Genomic DNA, 12,004 nt, shown 5'->3' on the forward strand with positions numbered 1-12,004 from the left:
GACGTGTCTCCTATCGCTGCCATAGCCATACGATGCCAGCACTACCCGCGAAGTGCCCGGAATGTGGACAGCCCTGGCAGATTGCCCTGTGGGTTGAGACCGGAGTTCGTGCCGTTTGCCCCGGTGACGGGGGAGTGCCCCTGCGTTCCGCGTCGCGGATGACACCGAGGCCGTGTGTCTCCATCTGGAGTTGCCGGCCCACGGGGGTGTTCCTGGGAGCGTCCGCCATCGTCGACCTGCCTGTCCAGATGCGTCCGGGTGACGCTGAGTCCCATGACGGAGGACCGTCAAAACCACCTGCCTTTCATCGGTGGTGCCCACTTTTGTGTTATCGCCCGCTCCGTATCACGTCTCCCTACGTAGGCACTGTCCCCACAAGAGCCCAAGGAACGACACAGTGACACTTCAGATCAGCCGACGCACCATGCTCAAGGCCGCGGGAGCGGCGACCGGCGCGGTCGGCATCGGCACGGGCGTGGCCGCTTCCCCCGCGACGGCGGCGCGCACATCCTTCTCGCATCCCGGGATGCTCCACACCCGGGCCGATCTCGAGCGCATGGCCGCCAAGGTGAAGGCGGGCGCCGCCCCCTACACGGCGGGTTTCGCCAGGCTCACCGCCAACCGTCACTCGCAGACCACATGGCTGCCCAACCCGCTGGCGACCCCGGCCCGGGGAGGGAGCTACGTCCAGAACTACGGGGCTCTCTACCACGACGTCCACGCCGCCTACCAGAACGCGCTGCGCTGGAAGATCACCGGCGACACCGCACACGCCGACACCGCACGGGACATCTGCAACGCCTGGTCGGGCAAGCTGAAGGGCATCGCCGGAGGCTCCGAAGTCGTGCTCATGGCGGGCATCCAGGGGTACCAGTTCGCCAACGTCGGCGAGCTCATGCGCGGCTACCCCGGCTTCGACCTGGCCCGTTTCCAGGACATGCTGGTCAACCACTTCTATCCGATGAACCGTTCCTTCATGCACCGCAAGACCAATTGCATCGGCCACTACTGGGCGAACTGGGACCTGTGCTCGATGGCCTCGATCATGGCCATCGGGATCCTCTGCGACGACCGGGCCAAGTTCAACGAGACGGTCGACTACTTCTACCACGGCGCAGGCAACGGCGCGCTGGACAAGGCGATCCCCTACGTCTACGACAACGACCTGGCCCAGTGGCAGGAGAGCGGGCGCGACCAGGGCCACAGCCTGTTGGGCATCGGCCTGATGGGCACCATATGCGAGATGGCCTGGAACCAGGGCGTCGACCTCTACGGCGCGGAGGACTCCAAGTTCCGCAAGGCGTGCGAGTACGTCGCCCGGTACAACCTCGGCTACGAGGTGCCCTACACCACCTACACCTGGACAAACGGCGTGCACTGCTTGAACACGGAGGAGACCGTCATCTCCGAAGGTGGCCGTGGCGGTAGGCGCCCGGTCTGGGCGCGGGTCTACAACCACTACGCCAACAGGCGCGGCATGGCCATGCCGAACACCCGCGAGATGGTGGCCCGCAGCGGGCCCGAGGGAGGCGGCGGCGACTACGGCCCGAACAGCGGCGGATTCGACGAACTCGGCTTCGGCACACTGGCGTACACCCGGGACAAGGCCACCGCGGCCGAGGCGGCGGCCTCACCGTCCCCGTCGAAGTCGGCGGCCGCCAAGTCCGGTACCTCCGGAACATCCGGTTCATCCAAGTCCTCGGCCGGGCAGTCATCCGGGGACGTCAGCGCCCAGGGCGGAAAGAGCGACAAGGACCTGGCCGCCACCGGTACCTCGGACCTCGCTCTGTGGACGGCCGCGACCGGCGTCACCGCGGTCGCCGGCGGCCTCCTGCTGCTCCGCCGCCGCGGCCAGGCCCGCCGCGACGCGGAGTGACACCCGCGGTGACACAAAAATCCGGTGACTGACCACAGTCGGGCTCTCTGCACGCGCCGTGCGCTGCCGCGAGATCCGGTGCCCAGTAGGGACGGAAGAGAGAACCGGTGTAGCTGTCAAAATTTTTGACGGGATGTGGGCGGGGCTGTCGGGGTGGGCCCGGCACTCCGCCGATCCGCCGCAAAGTCGCATCCAGACAGGCGGTGATTGTGGGCAGTGTCTTGTGCCACACGGGAATCACCACGCGGAAACGGAACCAGGCCAGCCACGCGCACCACAGCGTGGTCTTGCGGCCCTTGATCAGCAGCCCGTCACCCCAGTCGTACTGCAACCACAAGCCCGGCTCGGTCACCCACGGCCGGTAGATACGACGCCGTCCGGCCCGGTACTGGGCTTTCGCCTCGGCGACCGTGCGGCGGGTGGTGCGTTCCCCGCCCGCGAAGCCCATCGCGACGATCCTCTTGTGCACCACGTCCGCACGGATCTTGCCGTGCGAGCGAACCACCGACTCCTCGATCTTCGGCAGATAGCCGTCGATCGCCCGAGCTCGGTGCCTCCGCCGGTCAGGGTGCTGCCCAGCGGCCCGCATCTTCACATACCGGGCCACCGCGTGGTGGTCGCACCCGGCCAGCTCGGCCGCGGCACGGTAGCTGCCTGCGAGGTCATACGCCTCAAGAATCTCCATGATCTCGTGTGCCACGAACGCGGAAGGGGCGCGAAATGTAGGCAAGCTCTCTCAGAAGCGATGCTATGTGAGAGATGAAGGAATTGGCCCTTCGGAGCCTGCCCTTGCCGGAAACCTCATCCGCCCTGGTGGGGGAGCTCTTCGGGTTTCCCGGGACTCTTGGCCGCGGTAGCTCGAGCTGGCGCTCTCGCGGAGCTGCTAGCAGGGCGTCATGATGATCGATCGTGCTGCTGCGACTGGCTTACCTGGGCGTGTCGAACGCGTTCGCGATGCTTCGCCTGCTGCCGATGACCGACCGAAGCAAGGACGCTGAGATCCTCGCCCTGCGCCACCAGATCACCGTGTTGGAACGCCAACTCGACAAGCAGAAAGTCCGGTTCAGGCCGAGCGATCGGGCGTTCCTGGCGGCGCTGCTGCACCGGCTGCCGCTCCACGTCCTGCGAAGGTTACGACGGCTCGTACGCCCCGACACGGTACTGCGTTGGCACCGCAGCCTCGTCGCGCGCCGCCATGCCACGTCCTGTCGGCCCAAACGCCCTGGACGACCACGCACGGTGCGCTCCATCCGCATCCTGGTGCTGCGCCTGGCGAAGGAGAACCCGAGCTGGGGCTACCGGCGTCTACACGGCGAGCTGCTCGTACTGGGGGTGAAGGTGGGCGCGTCCACTGTCTGGGAGATCTTGAAGGAGGCCGGCATCGACCCAGCACCCGAGCGGAACTCCAGCACCTGGGCCACCTTCCTTCGCGCTCAGGCTGATGCCCTGCTGGCCTGTGACTTCATGGAAACAGTCACGCTGTCTGGGGTACGGATGTACGTGCTCGTGGTGATCGAACACGGCAGTCGCCGGATCCGCGTCCTGGGCGCCACCGCGCATCCGATCGCCTCCTGGGTAGCGCAAGCGGCGAAAGACCTCGTCATGGACCTCGAAGACCTCGGCTGCCGCGCACGGTTCATGATCAGGGACAGGGACGGGAAGTTCCCCGACCTCTTCGATGCCGTCCTCAAGGACGCAGGGATCGACGTCGTGCTCAGCGGCATCCAGATGCCACGAATGAACTCGATCACGGAGCGCTGGATACAGACCTGTCGCCGCGAGCTCCTGGACCGGACATTGATCTGGAACCAACGACATCTCCTCCACACCCTGCGCGAGTTCGAGCAGTTCTACAACGCACACAGGCCACACCAGGCCATCGCGAACGCCAGGCCACTGCACCCCTTGCCCCGACCGATCGACGATCCCGACGCGTTAGCCCGCCTCGACATACGCCGACACGATCGCCTCGGCGGCGTCCTCCACGCATATCAACATCCAGCGTGACCTGCACGGATGAGATTTCCGGCAAGGGCAGTGTTCCGCGATGTGCACGTGGCGTTCGCCGCCGACGTCATCACTGCGGTGATGGTGCGGATCCAACAGCGCCAGGTAGCCGCAGCCACCGGCCTCGGCGATGCCGATGCCTACGCTCAGCTCTCAGAGCTCCTGATGCGCGGTTTGGCCCGCTAGTTGCACTGACCTGGAGGGTTGCCGAGCGGAGGAAGGGTGTGCGGGCTTCGGCTCGCCCGGTATTGCCGGTGCAGGGCCGGGCGTCGGGCCCGTTCCCTGAGCCCCTGCACACCCAACCTCATGCTGGACCAAGCCCTCGACGATACGTCGCTTCAGGGAAGTCGTCAGTGTGTTGAGGCGATCTCGGCGGCGGGTGAGCGATTGACGTTATTCGCGGACCTGAGCGTTCACTGTGGGGTGCGCGTCATCGCCTTCCGCGTCCAGGCTCGCGAGCAGGCGCAGCCCGTCCTCGGTGGGGCTGCCGGGGGCCGCGGAGAGCACAAGCAGCTCCATGCCTGATTCGTCCGTTAGCGCGAAGTTCTCCTGGTGCAGTTCCAGCAGTCCGACCAGCGGGTGCCGGTACGTCTTGCGTCCGTGTGTGCGGGCGCGCACGTCCGCGCGGGCCCAGAGGCGGCGGAAGCGTTCGCTGCCCATCGCCAACTCGCCGATGAGCGAGGCCAGGCGGGGGTCCTCGGGATATTTGCCGGCAGCCAGGCGCAGGTGCCCGACTACATCGAGGGTGCATTTCTCCCAGTCCACGTAAAGGCCGCGTTCGGTCTCCTCGAGGAAGATGTGCCGGGCGATGTTCAGACCCGGCGTCGACCGGCCGTAGAGGAGCCCGGCGAGGCGGTTCTCGGCGAGCACGTCCAGGCGGTGGTTCATGATCATCGCGGGTGCGTCGGCGACCAGGGCGAGGACGCGCAGCAGCTCCGGCCGGACTCGCCCGCTGGGCGCCTTGGGGCAGCGGCGGCGCTGCCGGGAGAGCCGGTAAAGGTGCCCGCGTTCGGTCTCGTCGAGGCCGAGGACGCGGGCGAGCGCGTCGAGGACCTGCTCGGATGGCTGGGTCGCGCGGCCCTGCTCCAGGCGTACGTAGTAGTCGACGCTGACTCCGGACAGGTGAGCGACCTCTTCACGGCGCAGCCCCTCGACCCGGCGGCGGCTGTCGGTGGTGATGCCGATGCCAGCCGGGTCGACCCGGGAGCGCCGGGTCCGCAGGAAGCCCGCGAGATCGTCCATGCTCCCAGTATGGCGCGTTGCTGTCCGGGAGGGTGGTCCTGCCATTACCAGGAAGTCCCGTCCGATGGAAGAAGTGTCCCTGGATGCCGGGCGCCACAGCGCCCACGATCGGACACAGCCGATCCGAAGGAGTTTCGATGAAGACGCTGATCGTCTACGCCCACCCGGAGCCGAGGTCGCTCAACAGCGCGCTGAAGGACCACGCGGTATCCACACTGGAGACCGCCGGACATGAGGTACGGGTCAGCGATCTGTACGCGATGAACTGGAAGGCGGTCGTGGACGCCGCGGACTTCGGCCCCAGCGCATCACATCCGCTGAACCTCGCCCACGACTCCGGCCGGGCCTTCGAGGCCGGGACGCTCGCCCCGGACATCCTCGCCGAGCAGGAGAAAGTGCTGTGGGCCGACACGATCATCATGCAGTTCCCGATGTGGTGGTACACGATGCCCGCCATTCTCAAAGGCTGGGTGGAAAGGGTGTTCACCTTCAACTTTGCGTACGGCGTCGGCGAACACAGCGACGCCAGGTTCGGCGATCGCTTCGGAGAAGGCACCCTCGTGGGCAGGAAGGCTTTGCTGTCGGTGACCATCGGCGCCCCGGAACCGCATTACGCCCCTCGCGGGATCCAGGGCCCCATCGATGATCTGCTGTTCCCAATCCAGCACGGCATCCTCTGGTATCCGGGCATCCAGGTGCTGCCGCCGTTTTTGGTGTTCGGTACCGCCCGGATGACCAGCGAGGACTATCCGGACATCGCCAAGGCATGGGAGCAGCGCTTGCTCACCCTGGAGTCGACCGAGCCGATCCCGTTCCGGCCGCAGAACTTCGGCGATTACGAGATGCCCTCGCTGCACCTGAAGGAGGGGCTGGAGCCCACGGGCCGCACGGGTTTCGGGCTGCACGTGCGCGGCTGACCGCCGACGGTGGACGGGACGGGCTGGGGCATGAACCCGAGGATCAGCCCGAGGGTCGCGGCAACGGTGAGGGCGAGGGCCACCAGCCAGGGTGTACGGGCGGATTCCCCGAGCGCGCGGTGCCCGCCGGCGCGGAAGAGGACGGCGGCAAAGCGTACGCAGTAGACGAGACCGATAACCGCGCTGAGGGCCACGATGATCGCCGGCCAGAGTGCGTCGCCTGAAGGGTGTCTTTATTGTCGTGCGGTGGTTGACCTGGGGCTTTTCGATCGCCGAAGTATGGGCATGATCGCTGATCGTGGGTCTGCGACTGCTTTACCTGATCTTCTGTCGGCTACTGGGCTGCCTTCTCTTGCTGGGCCGATCGACTGCCGCGAAGAACGCCGAGATCCTCGCGCTTCGTCATGAGGTCGCTGTGCTTCGTCGGCAGGTAGAGCGTCCGCGGCTGTCATGGGCTGATCGTGCCGTGCTCTCGGCTCTCGCCCGGCACCTGCCACCCGTCTTACGCCGCCACCGGCTGGTCACCCCGGGCACACTGCTGACCTGGCACCGCCGTCTCGTGCGCTGGAAATGGCGCCAAACCCCGACCGGACCCGGCCGACCGCCGCTGGCGGAAGAGACGGTCCGGCTCATCCAGCGCCTGGCGCGAGAGAACCCGACCTGGGGATACGTCAGGATCCAAGGCGAACTCCGACGGCTCGGTCATCGGGTCGCCGCCGCCACGATCCGGCGCGTTCTGCGCCGCTCCGGTCTGCCGCCCGCACCGCAGCGCGCCTCCCAGCCGACCTGGCGGTCCTTCCTGCGCTCCCAGGCCCACACGCTGCTGGCTTGCGACTTCATGCACGTGGAGACCGTCTTCCTCAGGCGTCTCTACGTCTTCTTCGTCATGGAGATCGCCACCCGGCGCGTCCATGTCCTGGGTGTCACCGCCCACCCCACCGGGGCATGGGTCACCCAACTCGCCCGCAATCTGCTCATGGATCTCGGCGACAGGGCTGGGTGCTTCCGGTTCCTGATCCGTGACCGGGACAGCAAGTTCACCGCCGCGTTCGACGCTGTCTTCGCCGGCAATGGCACAGCCGTCGTCCCGACTCCGCCGCAAAGCCCTCGGTCAAACGCGTTTGCCGAACGATGGATACGCACAGCCCGTACCGAGTGCACCGACCGGCTCCTCATCACCAGCGAACGACACCTGCGCACGGTCCTCACCACCTACGCCGAGCACTGCAACGCCGGACGATCCCACCGCAACCTCGGCCTGCGAGCACTCGACGACGACCCGAAGGTCATCCCCCTGCCCGCTGCCACGGTCAGGCGCCGCCAGGTACTTGGCGGACTGCTCAACGAGTACCACACCATGCCACCCCTGCTGCCTCGTCATCCACAGGAAAGGCCCAGCTCAGCAGCCTGATTGGAATATTGACACCCTTCAGGCCAGCCGCCGTACCACCGGAGTGTTCGTCGTTCTACGCATGGCCGAAGACATGGCTGTGCCCTTTCGCCGAGGCTCATCAGGAGAGTCGAGCAAGCCGGAAGGCTACGTATGTGGCCTCGGGTGTCAGTCGAACCGGGGTTGGCGCTGAGATTGATCTTGACCCGCGAATACGGCGCCATCCGCACAGCTGTCGCCGACTTCCTCCGCGCCACCGGTCTGGGGCCTGCCGAGAGGGCCGCCCTCGACCACGGGGAGACCGTACGGCGCGGCCAGGGCTACTCCTGCGCGTCAGCGCCGTCCCCTTCGCGAACTGCGGGCTCCTCGCCCGCTGCCAGCTCCTTGTGCGGCAGGCCGAGCCGCAGTACCGGCGCGACCGCCTGCTGCTCTTCGGCAGCTCGATACCGCATCACTGACCGCGTCGCCGGACGATCCTCCTGGCCACACATCCAGGGCCCTTCCGTCCGGCGGCGCAGGTCAGGGCCCTTATTCCTCGTCGGTGGCGTCTGGGTCGCGCAGGGGCCGCAGGCCGCCGGGCAGGTCGGGAAGCTGGAAGGAGTACCGGCCGAGGACGTTGATGTGATGCCGCACGAACGGGGAGATGCGGCGGTGTCCTAGTCCCGGACGTCGAAGCCGTCCGCGCGCAGCTGGTTCACCGCGGCGTCCATGTAGCCGCCGGTAGCCGGTCTCGTCGGCCAGGCGCAGGATGTGCAGGGTCTTGGAGATCCGCCCGTAGTGGGCGATCGCGTCGCCGAGCGGGGTGGGGCGTCCGTCCCGGGAGAGCATGCGGATGACGTCGTAGGCGCGGACGGCGCCGGTGTGGATGGAGCCGATGATCCGCAGGATGTCCTCCCAGTGCCGCTCGATCCTTGCCAGGTCGACCCGGCCGCGGGCGGCGTCCTGGAAGGCCCCGCAGTCCGCGGTGCGGTCGATGCGCCACATCTTCTGATCCGGCAGGTCAGCGAGCTGCGCGGCGTAGGCGAAACCGGTCAGGGCCAGGAGCCCGAAGACGATGTCGCTGTAAGAGGCGGTGTCGGTGACGATCATCTCCGGGCGCTTGCCGCCGTCGCGGTCGTAGAGCCCGTCCAGCACATAGAGGGAGTCGCGCGGGCTGACCGGGAAACCAGCTCTCCTCGCCCGCCACGACTGAGCCGAGTATCGCGCAGATGGGGCATCACCCATGCCATCGCCACCTACGGGAGCGAGGAACTCGGCCGCCTCGCTCCGGTCGACCCGCCCGCGCGGTTCGGGTTCGTCACCGCCGCGGCGCGACCGCCTCCGGACCGGGAATGGGCGCGTCGGCCGACGGCTTCGGGAGGTGTGCCGCTTTCCGCCGGGCGACCAGCCAGTACAGCAGTGCGGGGACGACCAGGCCCACGATCCACGACACATCCGCACCGCCCAGCGGCTCCACGAAGGGGCCGGTGTAGAAACCCGTCGCCAGGAACGGCAGCTGCGCGAGCAGCCCCGCCGCGTACACCGCCAGCGCGCCCCACCGCCAGGCCCCGTAGCGGCCGCGGGGGTCGGAGAGCGCCGGGATGTCGTAGCGCTCCTTGGAGATCAGGTAGTAGTCGACCAGGTTGATCGCCGACCACGGGGTGAAGAAGGTCAGCAGGAAGAGCAGGAAGTCCTTGAAGGAGGACAGGAAGCTGTCCTTGCCGAGGAGGGCGATCGTGGTGCCCACCACCATGATCAGGGCGATGTACGCGGTGCGGCCGAGCCGCGAGAGCACCCGCTGGCCCTGGAAGCCGCTGACACCGGTCACCAGCGACATGAAGCCGCCGTAGGTGTTGAGGACGTTGATGGTGAGCTTGCCTAGGGCGATCACGAAGTAAAAGAAGGAAGCGACGGCGCCGGTGCCGCCAAGCGCGACGACGTAGCCGACCTGGCTGGCCAGGAACTGCTCTCCGGCGGTGGCCGCGACCAGGACGCCGAACGTCATCGACCACTGCGAGCCGAGCGCCGAGCCCGACAGGGTCCACCAGAAGGTGGCCTTGGCCGAGGTCGTGCGGGGCAGATAGCGCGAGTAGTCCGCCACGTACGGGCCGAAGGCCAGTTGCCAGGACGCCGATAGCGACATGGCCAGCATGAACATCGGGAAGGAGAAGTGCGCGTCGCCGAGCAGCGCACCGAGGTCCGCCCGGTCCAGCAGCCGGATGCCCAGATAGACGAAGGCCAGGGCGCATATGAGGCTCGCGATGCGGCCCAGTGTGTGGATGACCCGGTAGCCGACCGCCGCCATGACCGCTGTGACGGCGGCGAAGACGACGATGCCGGTCGTGTCGTTGGTGTACGTCAGCTCGCCGACCGCCTGCCCGGCCAGCACGCTGCCGCTCGCGAAGAAGCCGACGTACATGACGACCACCAGCAGCAGGGGCACGACGGCGCCGCGCACCCCGAACTGGGCGCGCGACTGGATCATCTGCGGCAGCCCCAGCTTCGGGCCCTGTGCCGAGTGCAGGGCCATGACCGCGCCGCCGAGGAGGTTCCCGATCAGCAGACCGACGATCGACCAGACCACGTCGCCGCCGAAGACGACGGCGAGGGCGCCGGTGACGACGGCCGTGATCTGGAGGTTCGCCCCGAGCCAGAGCGTGAACTGTGAGAATGCCCTGCCGTGTCGCTCGTTGTCGGGGACGACATCGATCGAGCGGAGTTCGACCAGCCCGCCTGCCATCACTTCACCAGCCTCTGCTGCTCGCCGTGCGTGAGCCGAGCCGCGGGTTCCCTCGCGCGTCGCGGCTCGGCGACGCCCCTCCGGCGGGGAGTCGGCGGCGAGCTGGACCGGGGAGCGTCCCGTGGACCTGCTGCATAACATCATGCAGAGTTCTCGATGGCTGAATAGGTTGTCAATGCTTCGGCGTTAATCCGAGGTAACAGATCATCGGACGGTGCGAGGGAATGTCGACATTGCCGGTGATATGTGAAGGCCTGGTGGCGGCGCCGTCGTCGGCGGCCTGAAGGGTGTCTTTATTGCCGTAGGGTGGTTGACCTGGGGCTTTGCGAAGGCCCGAATATGGGCATGATCGCTGATCGTGGGTCTGCGACTGCTCTACCTGATCTTCTGCCGACTGCTGGGCGTCCTCCTCTTGCTGGGCCGATCGACAGCCGCGAACAACGCTGAGATCCTCACGCTTCGCCATGAGGTTGCTGTGCTGCGCCGACAGATCGAGCGGCCGCGGCTCTCATGGGCCGATCGTGCCGTGCTCTCCGCTCTCGCACGGCATCTGCCATCCGTCTTACGCTGCCATCGGCTGGTCACCCCGGGCACGCTGCTGGCCTGGCATCGCCGTCTGGCGCGCTGGAAGTGGCGCCAAGCGCCGGTCAGGCCCGGCCGACCACCGTTGTCGGAAGAGACAGTCGCGCTCATCCAGCGCCTGGCAAGGGGGAATCCGACCTGGGGGTACGTCAGGATCCAGGGTGAATGCTTCGGCTTGGCCATAGGGTTGCCGCCGCCACGATCCGGCGTGTTCTGCGGCGCTCCGGTCTACCGCCCGCACCGCAGCGTACATCCCAGCAGACCTGGCGCTCGTTCCTCCGCGCTCAGGCCCACACTCTGCTTGCCTGTGACTTCATGCACGTGGAGAGCGTCTTCCTCAAGCGCCTCTACGTCTTCTTCGTCATGGAGATTAAGACCCGGCGCGTCCATGTCCTGGGTGTCACCGCACATCCCACCGGGGCATGGGTCACTCAACTCGCCCGCAATCTGCTGATGGATCTCGAGGAGAGGGCTGGGTGCTTCCGGTTCCTCATCCGTGACCGGGACAGCAAGTTCACCGACGCGTTCGACGCCGTCTTCGCCGACAACGGCACAGCCGTCATCCCGACTCCGCCGCAAAGCCCGCGGTCCAACGCGTTTGCCGAACGATGGATACCTACAGCCCGCGCCGAATGTACCGATCGCCTCCTCATCACCGGTGAACGACACCTCCGCGCGGTCCTCACCACATACGCGGAGCACTACAACGCGGGACGGGCCCACCGTGGCCTTGGCCTACGAGCACCTGACGACGCCCCAAACGTCATCCTCCTGCCCGCTGCCGCGGTCAGGCGCCGCCAGGTACGTGGCGGACTGCTCAACGAGTACCACACCACGTCACCACGGCTGCCTCACCGTCCACAGAAAACGCCCAGCTCAGCGGCCTGATCGGAATATTGACACCCTTCAGGGGCCGAGCGGGCCCGGAAAGGCCGCGCGGCGGGTGCGAGCGGCTCACCGCGGGCGGCAAAGGCAGCCGATGGACCCTCCGACGACGTGTCGAAACGGGAGAACAAGCAGCTCAGGGCCCGGCCCGCATCGGCGCTGGAGACTGAGTGCAAGTCCTGCGGAGGGCCGCGATGTACTTCGTCGGCGAGGCCAACTGGGTGAGCCCTTTCCAGTTCGTCGGGGATCATCGCGGCTGAAGGGTGCCTTCACCGCCGTACGGTGGCTGACTGAGGTTCCCCCGGTGCGCGGGTGTGGCTGATTAGCTGGTCAGGGCGGGTTGACGTGGTTTCAGGTTCACTGGTTTGGCCGCTGCCTGGTCGGCG

10 protein-coding genes and 2 pseudogenes are annotated in these 12,004 nt (G+C 67.1%); 6 read left to right on the top strand and 6 right to left on the bottom strand.

The annotated features are described in order from the left end of the window. The first annotated feature begins 397 nt into the window (after window positions 1-397). Window positions 398-1,876, top strand: a complete 1,479-nt coding sequence (locus ACFZDL_RS46520) for an alginate lyase family protein (protein WP_353597082.1) — start codon at window positions 398-400, stop codon at window positions 1,874-1,876. A gap of 160 nt (window positions 1,877-2,036) precedes the next feature. On the opposite strand, the pseudogene ACFZDL_RS46525 reads toward ACFZDL_RS46520, so the two are convergent. Then, window positions 2,037-2,561 (bottom strand): annotated as a pseudogene (locus ACFZDL_RS46525) (IS21 family transposase); the annotation flags it as partial. Between the two features lie 224 nt (window positions 2,562-2,785). On the opposite strand from ACFZDL_RS46525, the gene ACFZDL_RS46530 reads away from it, so the two are divergent. Both ACFZDL_RS46530 and ACFZDL_RS46535 read left to right on the top strand, forming a co-directional pair. After that, window positions 2,786-3,883, top strand: coding sequence for an integrase core domain-containing protein (locus ACFZDL_RS46530; RefSeq protein ID WP_391194521.1), 1,098 nt, complete (start codon window positions 2,786-2,788; stop codon window positions 3,881-3,883). A gap of 48 nt (window positions 3,884-3,931) precedes the next feature. After that, a complete protein-coding gene (locus ACFZDL_RS46535; protein WP_353597274.1) occupies window positions 3,932-4,069 on the top strand; it encodes a hypothetical protein in 138 nt (45 codons plus the stop codon). A gap of 207 nt (window positions 4,070-4,276) precedes the next feature. Here the strand turns inward: ACFZDL_RS46535 and ACFZDL_RS46540 are convergent, their stop codons facing one another. Further along, the gene (locus tag ACFZDL_RS46540) at window positions 4,277-5,125 is read right to left on the bottom strand and encodes a helix-turn-helix transcriptional regulator (RefSeq protein ID WP_353597273.1); all 849 of its coding nucleotides are present in this window, start codon (window positions 5,123-5,125) and stop codon (window positions 4,277-4,279) included. Window positions 5,126-5,262: 137 nt separating this feature from the next. Between ACFZDL_RS46540 and ACFZDL_RS46545 the strand changes: the two genes are divergently transcribed. Together ACFZDL_RS46545 and ACFZDL_RS46550 are read left to right on the top strand one after the other, a co-directional pair. Beyond that, the gene (locus ACFZDL_RS46545) at window positions 5,263-6,042 is read left to right on the top strand and encodes an NAD(P)H-dependent oxidoreductase (protein ID WP_353597272.1); all 780 of its coding nucleotides are present in this window, start codon (window positions 5,263-5,265) and stop codon (window positions 6,040-6,042) included. Between the two features lie 298 nt (window positions 6,043-6,340). After that, a complete protein-coding gene (locus ACFZDL_RS46550; RefSeq protein ID WP_353597271.1) occupies window positions 6,341-7,453 on the top strand; it encodes an integrase core domain-containing protein in 1,113 nt (370 codons plus the stop codon). Between the two features lie 299 nt (window positions 7,454-7,752). Here ACFZDL_RS46550 and ACFZDL_RS46555 read toward each other — a convergent pair whose 3' ends face one another. The 4 genes and pseudogenes from ACFZDL_RS46555 to ACFZDL_RS46570 all read right to left on the bottom strand — a co-directional run bounded on the left by ACFZDL_RS46555 (window position 7,753) and on the right by ACFZDL_RS46570 (window position 10,617). After that, entirely contained in the window at window positions 7,753-7,884 is a 132-nt protein-coding gene (locus ACFZDL_RS46555) for a hypothetical protein (protein WP_353597270.1), read from the bottom strand. Window positions 7,885-7,960: 76 nt separating this feature from the next. Then, window positions 7,961-8,587 (bottom strand): annotated as a pseudogene (locus ACFZDL_RS46560) (Tn3 family transposase); the annotation flags it as partial. A 142-nt stretch (window positions 8,588-8,729) separates the two neighbouring features. Continuing rightward, the gene (locus ACFZDL_RS46565) at window positions 8,730-10,151 is read right to left on the bottom strand and encodes a cytosine permease (protein ID WP_353597269.1); all 1,422 of its coding nucleotides are present in this window, start codon (window positions 10,149-10,151) and stop codon (window positions 8,730-8,732) included. Window positions 10,152-10,323: 172 nt separating this feature from the next. Then, window positions 10,324-10,617, bottom strand: coding sequence for a hypothetical protein (locus tag ACFZDL_RS46570; protein WP_353597275.1), 294 nt, complete (start codon window positions 10,615-10,617; stop codon window positions 10,324-10,326). Window positions 10,618-11,048: 431 nt separating this feature from the next. On the opposite strand from ACFZDL_RS46570, the gene ACFZDL_RS46575 reads away from it, so the two are divergent. After that, window positions 11,049-11,621, top strand: coding sequence for an integrase core domain-containing protein (locus ACFZDL_RS46575; protein WP_391194527.1), 573 nt, complete (start codon window positions 11,049-11,051; stop codon window positions 11,619-11,621). Window positions 11,622-12,004: the final 383 nt, after the last annotated feature.

The organism is Streptomyces sp. NPDC007917, assembly GCF_042959105.1.
GTDB lineage: Bacteria > Actinomycetota > Actinomycetes > Streptomycetales > Streptomycetaceae > Streptomyces.